The 20,643-nt window shown below is 53.6% G+C and carries 19 protein-coding genes; 7 read left to right on the top strand and 12 right to left on the bottom strand.

Annotated elements, in window-relative coordinates:
- Positions 1-3: 3 nt before the first annotated feature.
- Complete coding sequence (locus Q3Y66_RS12775; protein WP_008959592.1) at positions 4-213, bottom strand: CPXCG motif-containing cysteine-rich protein; 210 nt, start codon at positions 211-213, stop codon at positions 4-6.
- 144 nt (positions 214-357) lie between these two features.
- On the opposite strand from Q3Y66_RS12775, the gene Q3Y66_RS12770 reads away from it, so the two are divergent.
- Positions 358-786 carry a DUF3617 family protein gene (locus Q3Y66_RS12770; RefSeq protein ID WP_008959591.1) on the top strand — a complete coding sequence of 143 codons (429 nt, stop codon included), beginning with the start codon at positions 358-360 and terminating at the stop codon, positions 784-786.
- A gap of 98 nt (positions 787-884) precedes the next feature.
- On the opposite strand, the gene Q3Y66_RS12765 is transcribed toward Q3Y66_RS12770, so the two are convergent.
- The gene (locus Q3Y66_RS12765; RefSeq protein ID WP_008959590.1) at positions 885-4,028 is read right to left on the bottom strand and encodes an efflux RND transporter permease subunit; all 3,144 of its coding nucleotides are present in this window, start codon (positions 4,026-4,028) and stop codon (positions 885-887) included.
- Positions 4,028-5,110, bottom strand: a complete 1,083-nt coding sequence (locus tag Q3Y66_RS12760) for an efflux RND transporter periplasmic adaptor subunit (RefSeq protein WP_035587382.1) — start codon at positions 5,108-5,110, stop codon at positions 4,028-4,030. Before Q3Y66_RS12760 ends, Q3Y66_RS12765 begins: the two co-directional genes overlap by 1 nt.
- A 145-nt stretch (positions 5,111-5,255) precedes the next feature.
- Between Q3Y66_RS12760 and Q3Y66_RS12755 the strand changes: the two genes are divergently transcribed.
- Positions 5,256-6,440, top strand: coding sequence for an NAD(P)/FAD-dependent oxidoreductase (locus Q3Y66_RS12755; RefSeq protein WP_035587380.1), 1,185 nt, complete (start codon positions 5,256-5,258; stop codon positions 6,438-6,440).
- A gap of 34 nt (positions 6,441-6,474) precedes the next feature.
- Here Q3Y66_RS12755 and Q3Y66_RS12750 read toward each other — a convergent pair whose 3' ends face one another.
- The 4 genes from Q3Y66_RS12750 to Q3Y66_RS12735 all read right to left on the bottom strand — a co-directional run bounded on the left by Q3Y66_RS12750 (position 6,475) and on the right by Q3Y66_RS12735 (position 8,606).
- Positions 6,475-6,786, bottom strand: a complete 312-nt coding sequence (locus Q3Y66_RS12750) for a YqjK family protein (RefSeq protein WP_008959587.1) — start codon at positions 6,784-6,786, stop codon at positions 6,475-6,477.
- Positions 6,761-7,165: a phage holin family protein gene (locus Q3Y66_RS12745; RefSeq protein ID WP_008959586.1), complete on the bottom strand. Its 405-nt coding sequence runs from the start codon at positions 7,163-7,165 to the stop codon at positions 6,761-6,763. The genes Q3Y66_RS12750 and Q3Y66_RS12745 overlap by 26 nt, the downstream gene beginning before the upstream one ends.
- The gene (locus tag Q3Y66_RS12740) at positions 7,165-7,497 is read right to left on the bottom strand and encodes a YqjD family protein (RefSeq protein ID WP_008959585.1); all 333 of its coding nucleotides are present in this window, start codon (positions 7,495-7,497) and stop codon (positions 7,165-7,167) included. The genes Q3Y66_RS12745 and Q3Y66_RS12740 overlap by 1 nt, the downstream gene beginning before the upstream one ends.
- A gap of 77 nt (positions 7,498-7,574) precedes the next feature.
- A complete protein-coding gene (locus tag Q3Y66_RS12735; RefSeq protein WP_008959584.1) occupies positions 7,575-8,606 on the bottom strand; it encodes a phospholipase A in 1,032 nt (343 codons plus the stop codon).
- Positions 8,607-8,770: 164 nt separating this feature from the next.
- On the opposite strand from Q3Y66_RS12735, the gene mscK reads away from it, so the two are divergent.
- Complete coding sequence (gene mscK, locus Q3Y66_RS12730) at positions 8,771-12,115, top strand: mechanosensitive channel MscK (protein ID WP_035587378.1); 3,345 nt, start codon at positions 8,771-8,773, stop codon at positions 12,113-12,115.
- Between the two features lie 9 nt (positions 12,116-12,124).
- On the opposite strand, the gene Q3Y66_RS12725 is transcribed toward mscK, so the two are convergent.
- The 3 genes from Q3Y66_RS12725 to Q3Y66_RS12715 are packed head-to-tail and all read right to left on the bottom strand — an operon-like array spanning position 12,125 to position 16,210.
- Positions 12,125-12,883, bottom strand: a complete 759-nt coding sequence (locus Q3Y66_RS12725; protein ID WP_008959582.1) for a TlyA family RNA methyltransferase — start codon at positions 12,881-12,883, stop codon at positions 12,125-12,127.
- Between the two features lie 30 nt (positions 12,884-12,913).
- Positions 12,914-14,956, bottom strand: coding sequence for a hypothetical protein (locus tag Q3Y66_RS12720; RefSeq protein WP_008959581.1), 2,043 nt, complete (start codon positions 14,954-14,956; stop codon positions 12,914-12,916).
- Positions 14,957-14,986: 30 nt separating this feature from the next.
- Positions 14,987-16,210, bottom strand: coding sequence for an acetyl-CoA carboxylase biotin carboxylase subunit family protein (locus Q3Y66_RS12715; protein ID WP_008959580.1), 1,224 nt, complete (start codon positions 16,208-16,210; stop codon positions 14,987-14,989).
- Positions 16,211-16,416: 206 nt separating this feature from the next.
- Here Q3Y66_RS12715 and Q3Y66_RS12710 point away from each other — a divergent pair, with 206 nt between their 5' ends.
- The 3 genes from Q3Y66_RS12710 (at position 16,417) to Q3Y66_RS12700 (ending at position 18,132) form a co-directional block, all read left to right on the top strand.
- Positions 16,417-16,746 carry a DUF1820 family protein gene (locus Q3Y66_RS12710; RefSeq protein WP_008959579.1) on the top strand — a complete coding sequence of 110 codons (330 nt, stop codon included), beginning with the start codon at positions 16,417-16,419 and terminating at the stop codon, positions 16,744-16,746.
- An 88-nt stretch (positions 16,747-16,834) separates the two neighbouring features.
- Positions 16,835-17,470: a TIGR04211 family SH3 domain-containing protein gene (locus Q3Y66_RS12705; RefSeq protein ID WP_008959578.1), complete on the top strand. Its 636-nt coding sequence runs from the start codon at positions 16,835-16,837 to the stop codon at positions 17,468-17,470.
- A 29-nt stretch (positions 17,471-17,499) separates the two neighbouring features.
- A complete protein-coding gene (locus Q3Y66_RS12700; protein ID WP_008959577.1) occupies positions 17,500-18,132 on the top strand; it encodes a thiopurine S-methyltransferase in 633 nt (210 codons plus the stop codon).
- Between the two features lie 50 nt (positions 18,133-18,182).
- Here Q3Y66_RS12700 and Q3Y66_RS12695 read toward each other — a convergent pair whose 3' ends face one another.
- Positions 18,183-18,776 (bottom strand): YajG family lipoprotein, encoded by a 594-nt coding sequence (locus Q3Y66_RS12695; RefSeq protein ID WP_008959576.1) that lies wholly within the window; start codon positions 18,774-18,776, stop codon positions 18,183-18,185.
- A 158-nt stretch (positions 18,777-18,934) separates the two neighbouring features.
- On the bottom strand, positions 18,935-19,969 hold the full coding sequence (locus Q3Y66_RS12690) for a DMT family transporter (RefSeq protein ID WP_238528592.1): 1,035 nt from the start codon (positions 19,967-19,969) through the stop codon (positions 18,935-18,937).
- 4 nt (positions 19,970-19,973) lie between these two features.
- On the opposite strand from Q3Y66_RS12690, the gene Q3Y66_RS12685 reads away from it, so the two are divergent.
- Positions 19,974-20,591: an alpha-ketoglutarate-dependent dioxygenase AlkB gene (locus Q3Y66_RS12685; protein ID WP_008959574.1), complete on the top strand. Its 618-nt coding sequence runs from the start codon at positions 19,974-19,976 to the stop codon at positions 20,589-20,591.
- Positions 20,592-20,643: the final 52 nt, after the last annotated feature.

The raw sequence follows: 20,643 nt of genomic DNA, 5'->3' as shown, positions 1-20,643 counted from the left end.
AAACTATAGAACGTCGTCGTCGCGCCCGGCCACTACGCTATCGAGTTCGCCGGTCATCGGCGAAACGACAACTTGTAACTGGATAGGCGCGCAGCACTGATGGCAATCTTCCCACGTGTCATGGCTGCCTTGTGACGTATCAATGAGAAAGGTCAGCGGTGAGTCGCAGTAAGGGCAGTGGAAGTCATAATTGACTAGGGCGTCGTCATGCATGGTTGGCTTCCTTTTAGATGGAGTGCGCTTAATCAAGCTTTTCTAAGGAAGTGAGTGTAGCAGTGTGGTCGTCAGGTAGGGCATCGTAGGATTGAATCAGGTAGGATATTCGCTGGTTCCTAAAGCAACGCAGTGAGAGTAGCGATGATGTTACGTAACATGGCAGTAGCGGCCCTAGTGGCCTTTCCGATGGTCGCGTTGGCTGAAACCCCCAATGTGACCGCTGGTGAATGGGAGTTTGTCAGCAAAACCAGCGTCAGCGGCGAAATGGAAATTCCGGATCAAACGGAAACCGAGCGCCAGTGTATTACTCAGGAAGAGCTTGAGGGCGCTGAATTCGGCTTCATCGAAGAAGAAGAGGGCTGTGAGCTACTCGATCAGGATTTGAACGCAGACGGTCTTAGTTACAGCATGGTATGCCGTGCTGAAGGTGGCGAAGCGACCATCGATGGCGAAATGCGTTTTATGGGTGAACGTATTGAAGGCAGTGTCGATATTCTGACCCAGTCGCCCATGGGCGAGCTGAGCATGAACACGGTCATTGAAGGCGAGTACCTCGGCGAGTGTGAGTAACCGCCAGCAGCAATGCTAGTTCAAAGCAAGGGCTTCCCGTTTAACCGGGAGGCCCTTTTCGTTGGTACTGACTGCATAGGTACTTACTAGAGAGGTACTTACTGCCTGCCTGAAGCGCCTTCATGGGAAGGGGCATTGGCGATTTCATCTTCGAGCTGTCGCTTCACTGCGCCTGGCGATCCCGTATGGCGTGCCAGCAGGTCGTATGCCACGGGCACGACAAACAGTGTAAACAGCGTGGCTGAACCGACCCCCGCCATAATCACGGTACCGATGACCAAACGCGACTCGGCCCCTGGCCCTGTCGAGATAATCAATGGAATGGCGCCGGCCATGGTGGTGACGGCGGTCATTAAGATAGGTCTCAAGCGTGTCACAGAGGCTTCAATCAATGCGGCTCGAAACGCTTTCCCCTCGTCACGCAATTGATTGGCAAACTCGACAATCAGAATGCCGTTTTTAGCGGCTAAGCCAATCAGTAACACTAAGCCTACTTGACTGTAGATGTTCAACGACTGTCCAGTGAGCAGTAGGGCAAGCAGGGCGCCGCTCATTGCCAGTGGCACCGTGAGCATGATGACAAAAGGATGGATTAGGCTCTCGAACTGGGCAGCGAGTACCAAAAACACCACCAGTGCGCCCATTATCAACAGGAAGGCGGTGGCGCCACTAGCCTGCTGGAAGTCGCGCGATGCGCCTGCCACATTGGTTTGTGCCTCTTCTGGCAGCAACTCAGCAGCGCTCTCCTCTAGGTACGCCAACGCTTCGCCGAGCGGGTAACCATCTGCCAGGTTGGCCTCAATGGTAATCGCGCGTATGCGGTCAAAGCGATTCAGGGTGCTGGCGCCAGCAAAGTCGGAAAGCGTGACTAGGCTGGCCAGAGGAATCAGCTCACCGGAGCGCGCCGAGCGAACCTGAATGTTATCCAGCGCCCTGGGGCTGTTCTGGCTACCGCGGTCACCTTCCAGGATGACATCGTACTCCTCACCCTCATCCACATAGCGAGTGACATTGCGACCGCCCAACAACACTTCCAGCGTTCTGCCGATTTCCGAGACGGTAACGCCTAACGAGGCAGCACGCTCGTAGTCGATCTCCACCCGCAGTTGCGGTTGGGTCTCGTTGTAGTTGCTTTCCAGGGCTGTTAAGCGCGGATTGTTTTCACGCACATGGTCGATCAACATATCTCGCCAGCGGGCAAGTTCCTCATACGTGCCGCCACCCAGTACAAACTGGACCGGTTTTTCGGTGCGTTGCCCAAAGCCCTGGCGCATGACGGGGAACGCTTGTACGCCGGGTAGGGTACTCAGTGTCTGGCGTACGTCGGCCATGATTTCCCAAGCGCTACGGCGACTGCCCCAATCAGCCATATTGACGATAATAAAGCCGCTGTTGAAATTCTCGATATTACCGTAGCCACGCGGCGCACGAACTACCACACGCTCCAGCTCGCCGCTCTCGATCAGCGGCGTCATACGCGCTTCGATTTCATCCATATAATCCATCATGTAATCGAAGGTAGCGCCTTCAGGGCCATTCACTAATACGATAAAGTTGCCGCGGTCCTCCTGCGGGGTGTATTCATTTGGCAGCGCTGTCGCCAGCCAGGCAGTAGCCGCAATCAACAGCACGAACATGGCGACGACCAGCCAGCGCATCTTGAGCATCCACTCCAATGTCGCCTGATAGCGGTGCTGGGTGCCATTAAGCAGCCACTGTACGGCTTTACCAATGCGGCTATCGTGCATGCCTGGCTTAAGAATTTTAGACGCCATCATGGGCGTAAGTGTCAACGCGAGTAGGGTAGAGATCACCACTGCGGCGGCCATGGTCAGCGCGAATTCGGAAAAGAGCCGGCCAATGTCCCCCTGCAGCATACTCAGGGGCACAAAAACCGCCACCAATACCAGCGTGGTGGCGATGACCGCAAAGGCGATCTGCCGGGTGCCGCGAAAGGCGGCGACCAGCGGTGTTTCACCGTAGTCGTGCATACGCCGATTGATGTTCTCAAGCACCACGATGGCGTCATCCACAATCAGGCCAATGGCCAGCACCAGCGCTAGCAGGGTTAACAGGTTGATCGAAAAATTCATCGCGGCTAGGGCGGTAAACGCGCCAATAACGGCAATGGGCACTGTTACCGCGGGTACCAGGGTAGTGCGCAAGTTTCCCAGGAACAGGAAAATCACCACCACTACCAAGCCCATGGCGATAAATAGGGTCATGACGACCTGATCAATCGCGCCGGAGACGAACAGTGAGGCATCGTAGTTCAAGCTAAGCGTCATTCCTTCGGGCAGCGTGCCCTGCAGCCGTTCAAGCTCTACCTGCACCGCCTCGGAAAGCTCGATGACATTGGCCGTGGACTGCATGATCATGCCAAGCCCGACCATGGGCACACCGTTGGAGCGGAAGACAGAGCGATCTTCTACCGCACCGACCTCCACTCGGGCTACGTCGGCAAGGCGCACCAGGTAGCCGTTTTCGCTCTGGTTTTGAGGAGAGTTGATCGCAAGGCGCTGAAAGTCGTCAGCGCTGGCAAAGCTGCGGGGAAGGCGAACGATAAACTGGCGATCGACAGATTCAATCGAGCCTGCCGGGAGCTCTACGTTTTCGGCCCGCAGGGCATCCTCGATATCGCCGACGGTAAGCCCTCGGGCAGCCAGTGCATTGCGATCCAGCCAAACCCGCATCGCGTAGTCGCTGCCGCCGCCAACGCGTACCCGTGCCACGCCTGGTTGCACGGAAAGGCTGTCGACCAGAAAGCGGTTAGCGTAATCGGTGAGTTCGGTAATGGAGTAGTTTTCACCGGAAAGGCTGAGCCACACCACTATCTCTTCACTGCTGTCAGCCTTGGTGACCTCGGGGTTGTCAGCATCGTCGGGCAGGTTGCGCAGGGCGCCGGAAATTCGATCACGAATATCATTGGCGGCGGCATTGATATCCATATCGATGCCGAATTCGATTTCAATCTGGGAACGGCCATCTTCGCTTTGCGAAGTAATCAGCTCGATGCCTTCCACCCCGGCTATGCGATCCTCAAGCACCTGGGTGATGCGCGTTTCGACCACGCTGGCCGAGGCGCCTGGGTAGCGGGTGTCGATAGTGACCACCGGCGGGTCAATGGTGGGGTACTCCTGCAATGGCAGGCGATTGAGCGCCAAAAGACCAAACGCGATAATCAGCGCCGCGATCACCATCGCGAGCACAGGGCGCTGAACGGAGATATCCGAAAGGCGCATCAGCGGTCAGCCTCTAGCAACGCTCGAATACCGGTCTCGTCATCGACAATCCCGATCAGTCTGGCTTCTTGTCCATCCCGGGCCAGTTGTAGGCCGTGAACGACAATTAACTCATCGGCAGACAACCCCTCAAGAATTTCTACCTCGCCATTGCGTCGTTCGCCAATCGCCACTTCGCGGCGTGCCAAGCGAGTCGTGCCATCACTTTGTTCGATAAGCATCACAAAATGACGGTCTCCACTGGGTTCGATAGCGGCTTCAGGGATCACAATAGTGTCGCGCACGTGTTGCTGAACGATGACTTCCATCAGCATGCCAGGGCGCAACCGGCCGTCAGAGTTGTCGAGTTCGGCGCGGACATCAATGCTGCGCGTCACCGGGTCGACCCGAGTGCCGATGGTGGCAATTTCACCGCTGAAAATATCGTCTGGGAAGGCAGCGGTAGTGGCATTTAGTATTAATCCTGGTGCAAGGCGGCCTAGAAACACCTCGGGTACGCTGAAGTCCAGTTTCATAACATCTAGTTTATCCAACGTCACCAGATCCATTCCTGGGGTGACCAGCGCACCGACGCTGATATTACGAAACCCAACGCGGCCACTGAAGGGAGCTTCTATTTGGTAGTTGGCTAGTTGGGCCTCAATGGCTTGAATGTCGGCTTCTGCCTGACGCAGGCGGGACTGGCTATCTTCTACGTCGGCTCTGGCCGCCAGATTACGGTCTTGCAACTGCGTGGCACGGTTCGAGGCATTGCGTCGCTCTTCGCGTAGCGCCTGCGAGGCCCTTAGTTGCGCCTGCTCTTCGGCATCTTCTAGTCGGATAAGCAGTTGCCCCTCGTCAACCTGTTCACCGTCCTGGAAATTGATCTCGGAGACAATTTCCGTGACGGTGGTGGAAAGCGTGACGCTTTCATCGGCACTCAGCGTCCCCAGCGCTTCAAGGGGGTCAGACCAGGTGGTCATTTCTGCCCGTGTCCCGATGACAGACGGTGCCGATTGGGCAAACGCCACCTGCGCTAACAGCAGGGCAAAAGGAACAAGCGTGAGTCTTAGAAGCAGTCGTCGTCGAACCGGTAAAGACATAGTGATCTCAGTGTTGTAAATAGTTATACGTTTATTATGCAGAGTATTTTTTTAATATAAAAATTTATCAAGCATGCCCCTGATAGAATGCCTGTTTTTTGCACTCGGAGCCGCCTTGAATGTCGTCCAATATGAACTGCCCATTATGATCTATGATGTCGTTATCATTGGCGCTGGCGCCGCAGGGTTGATGTGCGCAGCGCAAGCGGGCTATGCCGGTAAACGGGTCTTGGTGCTTGATCATGCTAACAAAGCGGGCAAAAAGATTCTGATGTCCGGCGGCGGCCGCTGCAACTTTACCAATCTAGGCACGACGCCACAGCATTTTTACTCTTCAAATCCTTACTTTTGTATATCGGCGCTCAAGCGCTACCGCCCAGAACACTTTGTCGAGCTCGTTGAGCGCCATGGCGTTGAGCATGTTGAGAAAACACCGGGGCAGCTGTTCTGCGCAACCTCCGCCAAGGAAATTGTTCGCACCCTACTCACCGAGTGCGAGTGGGCTGGGGCTGAAATAAAACTCAGTACTCAGATTACCCGCGTGGAACAGCAGGGCAATGCCATGCGGCTGACGACGTCGATCGGTAAAATTGATGCCGGAGTGGTGGTAGTGGCCAGCGGGGGGCTTTCTATTCCGAGCATGGGAGCGACGGGATTTGGCTACGACATAGCGCGTCAATTTGGCTTGGAAGTGTTCGATACCCGGCCGGGGTTGGTGCCGTTCACCCTCAGCGATACCTGGAAAGCGCGTGCAGCGGCACTCTCGGGCGTTAGCATACCAGTGGCCGCCAGTGCTGGCAGCAGTCGCTTCGTTGATCCTATGCTGTTTACCCATCGCGGCCTGTCTGGGCCAGCGATGCTGCAGGTATCCAGCGTTTGGCAGCCAGGGGAGAGTCTTACCGTTGATCTATTGCCTGGTGAAAATGTGGCGGAATCGCTGCGTGAGGCGCGTCAAGAAACGCCCAAGCGTCAACTTTCTACGTGGCTGACGGAACGTTTTCCGAAGCGCTTGGCCCAAGCGTTGCTTGAGTGGTATCCCGATCATGATCCTGCGCGGCCGCTCGCTCAATATGCCAATCACGCCTTGGACGAATGGGCTGGCAGGCTTAATGCCTGGCAACTGAAGCCGGCGGGTACTGAAGGATGGCGTACTGCTGAAGTGACCATGGGGGGAGTCAATACCGACGCGCTATCATCCAAAACCTTTGAAGTGAAAGGATTGCCACAGCTGCGGTTTATCGGTGAAGTAGTGGATGTAACAGGCGAGCTTGGTGGGTATAACTTTCAGTGGGCGTGGGCGAGTGGCGTAGCCTGTGGTCAGTCTTGCTAGGCAACGCCACTCGCTCAGGGTATTAGCAACAGGCTTAAGTAGCCACTTTGGCTAATAACTTAAGCTTCTTGAGTAGCATATAGCCTGCAAGCACTTTTCTGCCTGCCGCCATTGCTCCACCTGGGTGGCGCATTAGTCTGAATGCGGCAAAACCGCCGACGGCGTAAAGCGGCAGCTTGAAACTTTGCCAGTTTTTATCCAGGGGCGAGGCGGCTTGCTGCAGGTATTCGCTATCGACCAGAATATCCACGCGCTGCTGCTCCAATTCTGCCAGCAGCAGGGCTTTACGTTCAGCACGGCTTAGTGGCTTTGTTGGGGGGTTAGCGGTGTCTGCGGATGGTTTCATCACTTGGCTCCTCAAGCAGTGCTCGATCTGCGGCAAGCTGTTTGAGTGTTTCTTTTAAAAGAGAATGGCGCTTCGACTGGCGAACAGCGATCCACGCTAGTAACAAACTGGCACCTATCAACACCCCAGCGCTTATGGCGATGGCGGTTAAACGATAGCTATCCCAGAACAGAACCACAACCAGCGCTGTCAGTGTGGCAATACCCAGCAAGAGCAACAGTAAGCTCGCTCCTGCAAGAAGGAGTAAAACCAGTAGCCGCGCACGCTCTTCTTCCAACTCAAACACCGCCAAACGCAGGCGAGTTTCGCTATTAGCGATCAGCGATTTTAGTAAGCGTTTGGCAGCAGAGAAGACGCGTTGGGTTGGACCCAAAGCCATTAGCGACGACCGAGCAGCATACCCACAACCATACCTGCTGCGGCACCAATGCCAATGCTCGTCCAGGGGTTTTCATGAACATAGCGGTCACAGGCATCAGCTTGCTGTGTCAGTGAGTCGCGCGTGTCGTCATAGATGCGTTCGCCGCGAGCTTCAAGGCGCGCACGGGTATCTTTTAATCGGCGCTCGGCGCGAGTACGTAGATCGTTCATCTCTCCGCTGGCATCTTTAGCTGTCGCGTTGACGAGTTCTTCAACGGTTTCGCTCAAATGGCGCAGATCATCTTTAAGTTGATCGGCTTGCGTAGAATAAGTTTGCTGACGTTTGGCCATGAAGTCTTCCTTTGACGAATGAATGAGAGGGCTGCTACAAGCATAGCAGCCACCTGACAACAGACAAGCAGTTACACCTATCGGTTCAGCCCTGTGGCACTAAATAAGGGATTTAAACTGAACCCCAGGCTTAAGCGATGCACACGGTGATCGTAATCGATCATGCTTTCGCCGTAGCCATAGTAATACTGTACATGTGCTCGCAAGCTGTTGAAAGCAGGCCAGCTGTAATCTATCTGTGTGCCTATATTGCCAGCGCTTGGGTTGCCACGCAGCTGTCCACTCACTTCATGGTTGTTATTAAGGCGCTTGGCGAGGCGAATATCGCCGTACCCCATGTAACGTTCGATATCTGGGTTGTCGTCATCCTTTGTGGATTCCGGTATCCGCCAATGGGGTGCCAGGGTGAACGCCCAGTCACCGCGCTGGAAAGTACTTTCAAGATACACCCGGTTCCAACTACGGGAGAGAGGATCTGAGCGACCATTAGACTGGTGATTAAGGGCGATTCGGTTGCGGGTGTTCACCCAGCCAAGCGCCTCCCAAGCATTGTCAAAATCGATGAATATTTCAGGTTCGTAGTTGGTTTCCCTGAAAGGCGATGAAGCGTCGGTATTGTAGGCCTGCCACCAGCTGCGCTGGGTGTAGCCAAAAAAGACGTCACCGTAGTTGCCAAACACCTGCTCAGCCAGATTTACCTTGGCGCTAAACTGGAACTTAAGCTCTACGCTATCTATTTCGCTGTCGTCTGAGATATTGCGAAAGCTTTCGCGGTTCTGGTTCGCATTATAGCTAACCGGAAACAGATAATTGGTGCGGTGCGTTGTGATTGAAAACGGGTTTCGGCTTGATTCCTGCTCAAGTTCACGGCGCTCGCTCAAGTCTTCTCTGGCAGCTTCTTCAGGCAACTGCTCAAATGGTAAGCCTTGGGCGGCGTCTTCGGTTTTTTCTACCTGCTGCAACTGTTGATGCAGATCATATAGCTCAGCGTTGAGGGCACGGATACGCGCCTCAATCTCTTGTTGGGACTCAGCGAAGGAGCTTGCACTCAACGTAGCAAGACCCAGCAGAACCAATAATTTCGTGATCGGTAGTTTTCGGATAACCATCTAAGGTGGCTCGCAAAATGAATGAATAGGCAAATGCCATGGTTGTTTCTATCACGCCGCCTGCGGAAGTCAACACCTCTGATTGCGCTGGCTATCAGAACGTCTGACAATACGCCTATTATCCGTGTCTGCGGAGCTTTCGATGTCAACGAGGCATAAGTAACGTGGTGAGATGCACCTGTAAGTGGATCGTAACGTGTTTATTCTTGCTGCTTATTGTGAGCAGTGCCGCGGCCCAGGCCACATTCCAGGCCAGCATGCTCGAACGCGTGCCTGAGCAGGCTGAGCTGGCATCAAGGCTTGCTCAGTTGGAAGCGCTTGAGGGCGCATTGACCGCCCAACAAACCAGCGATAAAGAGGCCTTGGAGGCCGCTCTTGATGCCTATGAACGGCTAGCCTCTGTCGATGAGCGCCTGGCCGCGTTAGATACGCGCGTAGAGCAAGCCCCAGAATTACTAACTCGTTTGCAGCGTGAGTTGAGCGAAGCCGAAGAAGCGTCACAGCAACTGTCCGTGGCTGGTTTGAGTGACCGGCCCCTTGACGAGCTGGAAACCCTGCAAACTGAAGCGGTGGTCGAACTTCAGCAGCTGCAAAGCCAGCTAGCGGAAGTGAACTCCCAACTACTGGCTGCCCAAACACTCCCTGAGCGTGCCCAACAATCTATCGCTGAATCCCTTCAGCGCGCGGAGAGTTTACGCCGACAACACGCTGAGCGCGAGGCTTTGCTAGCAGATCGGCAACTTTCGGCATTGAATGATGCACGGCTTATACAGCTGAGCCTTGAGCGCGCACTTGCTGACCGCGAAGTAAGCTTTTACCAGCGTGAACTCAGCGCGAATAGCCGGTTGCGCGAATTGGCGCAGGAGCGCCGTGATGTTCTTATGTTGCAAATTGATTATCAAGAACAGCAGCTCAGTATGCTGCAAGGGGTGATAGACCAACAGCGGCGTTTGGCCTCAGAGCAAGCGATTGCTGATGCCGCCCGGGATAACCCCTTAATTGCCGCTGGCCACCCAGTGGTGGTGCAAGCCCAACAAGCCAACCAAACATTAAGCCTTGAACTGCTACGGGCCACCGACCGCGCTAACAGTATCGTGCGTGAGAATATTGAAGCCCAGCGCCAGTTGGAGCATGTCCGCCAACTACAGCGCAGCCTGAATGAGCAAATTAATGCCATACGCGGAAGCCAACTGCTGTCGCGTATTCTGCGTGAGCAGCGCCAATCCCTCCCGCCATTAATCGCACGGCGCGATTTGCAGGATGAAATTGCCGATCTGCGTTTGAAGCAATTTGATTTAGTCCGTCAGCGTGACCAGTTACGCCAAAGCGAGCAGTTTGCTACTGAGCAGCTAGTCGAAGCGGGCATAGAAGCGACGCCAGAACTGGTGGATTCACTCTCACGGCTCTATCAGTCCCGGCGGGAGCTGGTCGAACAATTGGAGCAGTCCTATGGTAGCTTGTTGAGTGCAGCGATCGAGCTACAACTGAACCAGCAGCAGGTATTAACGACCACCAGTGAGCTGCGTGAAACCATTGATGAACAGCTATTTTGGGTCGCCAACAGCCGCCCGCTGGACGTTAACTGGCTGCGCCAGTTGCCGAATAATTTACGCCTAGAGTGGCAAGAGGGAGAGTGGCGCGCCATTCTGCCCACCCGTTGGCAAGGACTCTCTTGGCAAGTGCTTAACGGGGCACCGCTTGTGTTGGTGGGACTCGTGCTGATGGGGTTACGTCGCCAAATTAAGACGCGCTTGGCGAACCTGCATTCACAAATCGGACGCTTGAAAAGCGACACCCAGCTGCACACGCCGAAAGCAGTGCTGCTAAATGCATTGCTGGCGCTGCCTGGACCCTTAGCGTTAGCGGGTATTGGGGGCGGGTTATTAGGCGCGGCGGGGCCGTTGGCAACTAGCGTTGCTCCGGCACTGCTTCAGTTAGCCCTGAGTTGGGGCGTAGTGGCATGGGGGCGCCGACTATTGGTTGCTGATGGGGTGGCTGAGCGTCATTTTACCTGGTCACCTCAATACACTGCTCGGTTACGCCAACTGTTAGGCGGATTAGGGGTCGCTTTGGTGCCCGTCATTGCCATTGCCGCGATGTCGGGTGAGATGGAGACTCCGTTAGCACTGCGTCCCGTTGCGCTAGCATTACTGTCGCTTGGTTTGATAGCCATGAGCTGGTGGCTGGCGCAATTGATACTGGCGCATATCCCCATTTTTGGCGTGCGTCTGTTTCGTTTGCTGTTGGGGCTGGCGATGGCGTCGGTGCCGCTGATGCTGCTGGGATTAGTCGCCTGGGGCTATGAATATACTGCGTTGCGCCTAGTAGGCAGGTTCGCCATTACGCTTTACCTGCTGGGGCTGTGGGTGGTTGTGGAAGCCACGTTGGTGCGCAGCTTGGCAGTAGCTGCTCGTCGGCTCGCCTATCGCCGTGCGCTGGCGCGCCGTCGCGCTCAGGTGCAAGAAGGTGCAGAAGGTGGGTTAGAAGTTGTCGAAGAGCCACCGCTTGATATGGCGCAAATCAATAGCCAGTCGCTGCGGCTTTCCAAGCTGATTGTGTTGATTGGCTTTAGTGCCCTGCTTTATTTGGTCTGGGCAGACTTGCTTTCGGTGCTTGGCTATCTGGACAACGTATCACTGTGGGAGGCGCAAGAGGGAGATCTGGTTGATAACGCGTTATCGATATCGGACATCTTTGCTGCCCTACTGATTGTCGCCATTACATTTATCATGGCGGGCAACTTACCCGGCTTGTTAGAAGTGATGGTGTTATCTCGGATGTCCTTGAAACAGGGCAGCGCCTATGCCATTAGCTCGCTGCTCTCCTACACCATTGTGGGCACGGGGATTGTGATGGGGTTATCGACCCTTGGCGTCTCCTGGGACAAGCTGCAGTGGCTGGTGGCCGCCCTGAGTGTGGGGTTAGGGTTTGGTTTACAGGAAATTTTTGCCAACTTTATATCCGGTTTGATCATTCTGTTTGAGCGGCCAATTCGTATTGGCGACACGATCACGATTGGTAATTTGCACGGTACTGTCAGCCGTATCCGCATCCGGGCGACCACCGTCACTGATTTTGATCGTAAAGAAATTATTATCCCCAATAAAACCTTTGTAACCGACCAACTCATCAACTGGTCACTGTCGGATAATATCACCCGTGTCGTGCTGACTTACGGCGTGGCTCATGGGTCGGACATGCCGAAGGTGCATCAACTGCTGCGCAAAGCCGCAGATGAAAATCCTCGCGTGCTGGCAGACCCTGAACCTCAGGTTTTTTGTTTGAGTTACGGACAACACAGCCTCAATTTCGAGCTACGTATTTTCGTCAATGACCTGCTCGACAGGCTGTTTGCTGCCGATGAAATTAACTGTCGGGTTGATGCACTGTTTCGTGAGGCGGGTGTACGCGTGGCCTTTGAGCAGATGGACGTATGGCTACATCCCGATAAGGGCGAGGCGATAAAAGTGCAGTCCGCAAATCAGCTCACACCTCCTTCGTCGACTTGATGCTTTTTATTAAGCCCCTTTTACGGCGTGCAGTAGAAACTCCCGATTGCCATCGCTGCCGGTAATCGGGCTCTCCTGCCAGTGGTGAATGGTAAATCCGCAGGCGTCACAAGTGCTGCGAATATTGGTTTCAACGTCGTTATAACGCCTAGCGTCACGCACCACGCCGCGTTTATTGAGAGCTTCTGCGTTCAGCTCAAACTGAGGTTTAACCAGGGAGATCAATTGTCCTTCCTGTGGCAGCAGAGCGACAATTTCAGGCAGAATCAGCGTTTGCGAGATAAATGACACATCCATAATGGCGCTATCGATGGGTTGAGCGGCAAGCACGCTTTTTAGTGCTTCATCGCTACTCATGTAACGCGCATTCAATCCCTCCAGGCACGTCACGCGTGGGTCGCCACGTAGCTCGGGGGCCAGCTGCCCATGGCCAACCTCTATACCAACGACATGGCGCGCGCCAAAGCGCAGCGCGCAGTCGGTGAAGCCACCGGTCGATTGGCCTATATCGAGTACCACCGCTTCATTGAAATGCATTTGTAGCGTTGTCAGCACCGCTTCCAGTTTCAAACCTGCGCGGGAGACATAGCGCTCTTCAGGGTCGTCCTCCACTTCAAAGCGAGTATCTTCGGGCCACTTTTCTGACGCCTTAGTTAACGGCTTACCGTTACTGGCAAGACGAACCCGCCCATGTCGAATAAGCCGCTGGGCGCGGGTACGCGAATTGGCCAGCCCTTGGCTGACCAATAGTTGATCGAGTCGCATCATAATGATTAAGAGTGTCGTTAATAGGGCGGCTTATTCTGCATCCGGTGGGGCGTTAGGGCCTTGATCAGCCTGCAGTTCGACAGGCGGTAAACGCGATGCCCCCCAGCTACGGTGGAGGTAATATTTCACATTTTCCAACTCTTCATCGGTGACAGACACTACTTCACCACGCTCGAGTGGGTCGTAATGATAAATATACAGCCGCGATGCAAAGCGTTCGAAAGGCAGCGATGCTTCACCAAAGCGTTCACCGTTACCCGAGGTGCTGACAATGACGCCGTCGCCCCAATCCTGGCCGCTATCGTTGTTGGGATTATAAAAATAAACCCGCATAACGTCAGATGGGTCGAGGGAGGCCCGCAAAATGGTGATCGCGTGCCAGCCAATAAAGCGTGCTGCGCTATCGGTGACCGCAATGCCCGCTGGCTGGGGATGAATCAGCGGTTGGTTGCCATTGTAGTAGGGGTGATAGCTGGCATAGAAGTGGCGTACAAAATCATCCACATCGCTTAGCTGCCCGGTGGCCACATCGACATTGATGCGGAAACCGCGTCCTGACCACCAGCCATGAAATTCAGGATTCACCCAGCGGTGAGGGTCACCCTCACGACCAATGCAACGTCGGCCCATTTCGGCATAAATGCGATCAAGGTGTGGCACCACAATCAGCGACACGGGATCTAAATCCATTGGCAATTCAGTCGCAACGCCAGAAAGGCTCTCCATCGATGAGATGGCCTGGCCCTCGAAATGCATAATGAGTTCGTCATCGCGCGCTGCCCACGCCACCATCTGCAGCAGATAGTCCGGATCATTGTAGGCCCACATGGAAAGGGCGCGTGCCGATTGGCAGGTAGGGTTATTACCCTGTCCAACGCCTAACGGTAGACCCAGCATGCATAGCACGCCTTCAATCAGCCGTGCACGGGGCGAAACAGTGTCGCCATAGGCGATAGTGAGTCGTGACTGGGCCCACTCTGAGAGCGGTAGATTAAGCTGACGCCACATGGCCGGTGCCACCGGTGGCTGATAAAGAATGCCGCGTTCGAGCATGAGCGCTAGGCCATAGACCGCCTGCGACGTAGCAGGATAAACCCCACCACGAATCAACGCTTGAACCAGCTCACGGTAGCAGAGTAAGCAATCACGCCCGGTAGACGACAAGCCCAGTGCTTCAGAGAGTAAATGATCACCCTCTTCAAGCAGGTGGCGTAGCAACACGGCGTGATAGGGCGAAACTAGACCGGTATCGTGCATTGCTCTGGCAAAGCCCGTGGATTCAGCCTGCAGCGCCGCTTGATCCATGTGCTCTAAGCGATCACGATAGACATCGACACCAGGGTCTTCCCGGCAGGCCTGAGTGGGCCCGTAAAGCGAGCTGACCAAACGGTCGGCACCTTGGCCACTAGCTCCTAGATCAATTGCTGGGTTGGCTTGGCAAAGGGCAATTTGGGTGATCATCTGTTTGATCGAGTCAACCTGGATGGGACGCTGCTTTAAAATGCGCCAAATCTCATCAATCAGTTGATCGACGATATGTTCGTAGCCGATTCGATCCGCTAAGTGCTGGAAAAGCTGGCGAGGAATGGTCGCCAGGCGCCCCTGGGTTTCCCGCTCCGCCTCACTGGGCGGTAAAAATAGCAGCCATAAATTAATGGCCATGACCTGAGTCAGGTAATGGTGCGCATGATCGGCGGAAATCAGGGGATGAATAAAGTCGCCTTTAGCGACGGCGAGAAGCCGAAGCTCGCTTAATGCTTCGATGACGACCACGTTGGCATCCGCGCTTTTCAGCGCAAAAGTTGTCAGGGTCGGCACCAGATATTGGGGAGTTTCCCAGTCGGAGCCTAAAAACACACCAGCCTCCTCGAACGCTTGCGCGCGGGATTCCAGTGCTTCACAACCGCCATCCTGAAGTAATATTCGCCGCGCAGTATCCATTACTCGCGGCAGCTTGGCGGGCTTTGAGAAGGCGGGCGCCTGCGTAAGCAGGCGCACAGCGTCATCAAATTTGCTCAACAATCCATTGAGCTTGCTATCTTCTTGAGAAGACGTAACTTGATCAGTCTCCACGGTGACTCCTTATCCCAGCGTTAGCAGGGATTATACATAGAAGTCGAGGTCTTCTTGGCGTTTTAATAGGTCGCGTATGGTATGCGCATCCTCGCCTTTAAAGTAGACCAGACCCCAATGGGTACCAAACGCGGTGCGTTTGGTAACGGTTTCTTCTACTGGTGAGGTTAGCTCATGAGACTCAAAGTAGGGGTGATCTTCGGTCTCTTCGGGAATTTCCAAACGGCTGACCACACGACGGCGTGGGTATACGCCAAAGCAACCGGCAAAGCCATCGGCATCGACCACTTCTTTCGGGAAAAACTTGGCCACTTCTTCTTTCGTGGTTTTCGGGTCGAACACTAGCATTGACGCTTGATAAGCATTAAAGCCGTAAACACGTTCTAACAATTCAAAGACTTTGAAACCGGGCGGACGGTAAGCCACTTCGCCAAAATACATCTCACCATCGCTGGTGACAAAGTATTCGGGGTGAATCAAGCCAAACTCAATATCAAATGCTTTAACTAGCTTTTCGATTTGCACGGTGATCTGTTCGCGATACTTCTCAAGCTCTGGAGACGCAGGCACAAATACAGAGTAACCCAGCGTTACATATTCTGAGATGTTCAAGAAGGCGATTTTGCCATCATGAATCCACGCTTCGACAGCAAACTCCCAGCCGTCCAGGTGCGATTCCATCAGCACCGGGAACTCTTCGTCCGGGATGGTATCCACTTCATCCGGTGTGCGAATAACACGGTGGCCCAGGCAGCCTGCTTTATCGAAGGCCTTGAGGTGAATGGGGTCGTTGGGGTCACCATCCAGCTTAAGCAGCGTCTGGTTAACGCGTTTGAGAAAGCGCACCACGTCTTCTTTATCGTGGGCTTCTTCAAAGATACCGACGCGGATGCCGCCTAACTGGGCCCGACGCTTCATCAACGCCTTGTCGCGAAGCAGTAGCGATTGACCATAAATACGTGGGTTATCAAGCAGTACGGAGTTGATGGCCCCAGCCCATTCTACGGTTTCTTCATAGAGAGGGATCGCGACATCAACACCCTTTTCTTTGAGTGTCTCGGCGATTTCCATTGAGCGGTCATTGAGGCGCTCGAAATTCCAAGGCACATAGGGAATGTCGTGTTTTTGGCAATACTCTTCGGCCCAGTCAGGTGCAACGACAATGTAGCGACGATCAAAATTCTCAGCCGCTTCAATCGCATTGAGGCTCCAACCGAGCAGAGCGATATAGCCCTTATTTGGATCCTTTTGCATGTTGATGACTCCTACTTGGTGAGTGAAAAGAATTGCCAAAACACCCAGCCCACCATACACGAGGGCGGCTGGTGCGGCTAATGAGCCCATTATCCGCAGCATTAACGCAGCACTCGCTAAAGGCTTTGCGTAAAGTCGTAGCGGTAGGAATATGGTAAGCTAGTCGGTTCAACTTCATGTACAAATGGCAAGAGGAATAGGCCAAGATGGCGGCCAAGCCGATCTACCGTGTGGTGGTTCACCAGCAGGGTGAAATTTGGGATTTATACGTCCGAGAAATCTTTCAGAGCGAACTTTGGGGCTTTATTGAAGTCGAGGAGTTTGTCTTTGACGATGCTTCACGGGTAGTCGTCGACCCTGCGACTGAAAAATTGCAGCGAACCTTTGATGGTGTCAAACGTAGCTACTTACCATTAAATGCTATTGTGCGCATTGATGAAGTAGAGCGTGAAGGCCCATTGAAGGCGGTTAAAACTGATGCCCGAGTAGCAGAGTTCCCCCGTCCCTTTTCGTTGCCACCGCGCGGAGAAGGGTAAGCGTATGAGACAAGCGCACCGCTAAGTTAGGCGATAAGCGCTGTTGGCTTCGTCCGCCTTGCAGCGTTTTAAATCAGGACATGATGTCATGCAGGTAAATAAAATTCGTTTTCGATATTACGCCGCTGCGGCCGGCGTTTTACTAAGTGTGGCGAGCATTAATGCTAACGCCCAATCCGACAACCAGGCATGGGTGACCGACGAGTTAAGTACCTACGTGCGTAGTGGCCCAACGGACGGTTATCGCATCATCGGTACGTTGAATGCCGGTGAGCAGGTCGATGTTCTTGAAACCAGCGGGAATTACACCCGGGTTCGTAATAGCGATGGCAATGCGGTCTGGGTATTGAGCGACGAGCTTCAGCAGACGCCGAGTGCGGTTGAGCAGCTACCCGCGTTAGAAGCGCAGGTAGAGGAGTTAACCGCGGAGCTGGATGGCATCAATGAGGCCTGGGAACAGCGGGTTTCCTCAATGACAGAAACCCTTGAGGTTCGTGAACGGCGTATTGCCGAGCTTGAAGCGAGTAATCAAGAGCTGGACAGTCAGGCTGAGCAGTCGCGCCAGCAGGTAAGAGGGCTTCAGGCGCGCTTAGAAACCCAGGAAGAAGATCTGTTGATGCGCTACTTTATGTACGGCGGTGGTGTGGCTGGCGCGGGCTTGTTGGTTGGCCTGATTGTGCCGCATCTGCCACGTCGACGTAAAAAGCGTGACCGTTGGTTTTAATAGCGCGATCAACGACAAGGTAGCAAAAAATGAGTGATCAATGGCGCAAGCGCTGGCAAGAAGGGCGCATTGGTTTTCATCTGCAGCAGGCGCACCCGGCGCTACTGCGCCATTGGGGCTCGCTTGGTGTTGCCAAACGCACCAAGGTGCTTGTGCCGCTGTGTGGTAAGAGCCTGGATATGCGCTGGCTGGCAGATGAAGGGTATCCGGTATTGGGGATTGAGTTTGCCCCTGAAGCCATTGAGCAGTTTTTGGCTCAGCGTAGTATGGCTGTGTCGCGTTATCGCCAGGCAGGATTCAATGTCTCCCGTCAAGGCAATGTTGAACTCTGGTGTGGGGACTTTTTTCACCTACATATTCAGCAGGCCGCAGAAATTGGGGCGTTTTATGATCGCGCTTCACTGATAGCGCTGCCGCCAGCAACCCGCCAGCGCTATGCTTTTCATCTTGCTCAACTGGTACCGCCCGGCGCCAAAGGTCTGCTGATTAGTTTGGCCCACAACGAGGGTGATGCAGGGCCTCCCTATAGTGTCCCCGCCAGCGAAATTGAAAGCTTGTTCGCCCCTAATTTCACATTAACATTTCTAGAACAGGGCAGCCCCGATGAACGCGGTTACACGGAGAGCGTGTGGGCGCTGGAACGACGCGGGCCGCGCCTCTAGAGAGTTAAGAGGGGCAGCCCGCATTTATGTGGTTTGTGCAAGGGAATAGCTTAGCGGGCGAGCAATTGGCCCAGTTCAGGGTCGCTAAAAGCACGGTTCATACCATCGCTAAGTAGATCGCTCAGCATGCGCGCATTACTGTCGGCGTCGGGTTTAAGCGCATAACCCTGAGTACGGCGCGATGTGTAAGTGCCGGTATAAGTAGTGCCCTTATTTTGCGCAATAGCGCGGAAGACACCTTCAAGACGCGCTTCGTCTACCAATGGCTGGCCGCTCTCGCCACGTGCGTAATTCAGACTGGCAAGTTCCAGCGTCAAACTCGGACGCCCCTCGGCTTGTTCTGTCGTGGGTGTAAAGCCCATATCGCTAACGGCGCGCTCAGCTTCTTGCTGTAAGCGCGGAATCAATTCGTGACTGCTCACGGTGATATGCGCGGTGGACATTCCGCCGCCAGCACGATTGCCAATAATATCGCTTTCGCGCCCATCTTGAGCAATTACCGTAACCTGCTGGCCGGAGCCAACCTGGGGCACCTGGGCGCTGCGTTCAGGGCTGAGTTGCAGGTACTGCGGGCTAGTACAACCGGCTAGCCAGGCGCTGGCAAGCAGAACACCTGAAATCCGTAAAAAGTGACGCCGAAGCATGGTCTTCCTCCGCTATGGCTAAAAGGCCAGTATAACGCGGCTAGCGTGCTGACGGTATGTTCTGGTGAAACGGCTTTGCTCGCTATTTTCAAAGACTATTAATTTATTTTCTACGGCACGCCGCTGAATTTGCGAAAGAAGCAAAACAAGATAGTGCGCTAAGTGGTTTTTTTGGAATCAGTGCTCACGATTAGCCAAACGGAAAGTAAAACGACCAAAGAGCCAAGTAAAAATCCGCTGGAAATCGTTTCATCAAGGATTAAAAAGCCCCATAACACAGCGAAAGGCGGCACCAAGAAAGTAACGGTGAGCGACCGTAACGGACCAATGTCGGCGATCAATCTAAAGTAAAGAATATAAGCGAAGGAGGTGCATAAAAAGCCGACTGCTAGCAGGCTGACCCACACATCACCTTGAAGCCAATCAATGTTGGGGCCAGATGAAAGGTTCCAAATCAAAAAGGGAGTGAGAAAAATGGTCGCGCCTATTTGACTGCCAAACGCAACTAGCGTTGAATCCAGGCCGCCTTGCTGGGTTATCCATCTTCGGGTAAGAAATCCCGCAAAGCCATAACCAATAGTAGCTATAATGCAGGCGGCAACGCCAATGTAGATGTTGCCAACAATATTGGATTCACCCACTGTAGTAATTATTGTAATACCGACAATGCCTAGCGTTACGCCCAGCCATTTTTTTATAGTTAAACTCTCGCTAAAGATAAAAAAGCCAATCATGGCACCTGTTAAAGGCGTCGTCGCATTTAGAATCGCTGAATAGCCAGCAGGTAGTAATGTTGCTGCTATACTGTACATAAGAAATGGGATGCCTGAGTTTATGGCACCTAAAATCAAAATTTTGCCTAGTTTGCCTCTGAACGCCAGGCTTTTACGTATGATAACGATGATAAAAGCCAAACCGATGAGGCCAAAAAAGACTCTAAAAAATGCTGTGTTGATTGGGCCTATCGCCGGTGAGGCGATTCTCATAAAAAGAAAGCTTGCTCCCCAGATAGCGGCTAGCGACAGTAGCCGTATATAGTCTATTGCTCTCATTTTGTTTCCCTTTATAAATTTTCTGATTAGCCAACAGGCCTCAGCCTGGGTGTTTTGCCGCATGGCTTTCAGTATTGCTTCCTTGTTAGGGTGAGAAAAACCCGTTTCTTGCTGTCTTTGTAATAGGCATACAATTGGCATCGCTATGACGCATACAGATCTATTTGAAAACGACGGTATGAAATTGATTAACCTGCTTCCACGGGATGGGGCAGCCTATTACCACGGCAAAATCCTAGACGCTTCTACCGCCGATATGTACTTCAGTAGGTGCATTAACGAATTGAGCTGGGAGCATGATCGCGCTCTTATTTACGGTAAAGAGATTGTCACTAAGCGAAAGATGGCATGGTATGCAGATGAACCGGTCAAATCTAGCTACTCTGGATATACCAAAACGGCGTTGGTATGGCCTGATTTTTTACGCGATATGAACCAGTTGGTGGAAAGCCACTGTGGAGATGCCTTTAACTCATGCCTGTGTAATTTTTATAGCTCAGGGGATGAGGGTATGAGTTGGCACAGTGATGCCGAGAAGGATCTGGTTGAAAAGGGATCAATCGGGGCGCTCACGCTTGGCGGCGAAAGAAAGTTTTCTTTTAAACATAAGGTAACAGGCGAGAGTGTCTCTCTTACGTTAGAGCACGGTAGTCTGTTGATTATGAAAGGCGCCACGCAAAAGAACTGGTTACATAGCCTGCCCAAAACCAAGAAAGATATCGAGCCGCGGGTGAGCCTCACGTTTAGGCAAATGCGCTTTTGAACTAATCCGAGTAGTTATTTACGCAAGCCGCCCCGGGACGGGGCGGCTATTG

Source organism: Halomonas sp. HAL1 (assembly GCF_030544485.1).
In the GTDB taxonomy this organism is placed as follows: Bacteria; Pseudomonadota; Gammaproteobacteria; order Pseudomonadales; family Halomonadaceae; genus Vreelandella; species Vreelandella arctica.
The sequence above is the reverse complement of the archived record's forward strand: the minus strand, read 5'-3'. Positions and strand labels throughout refer to the sequence as shown.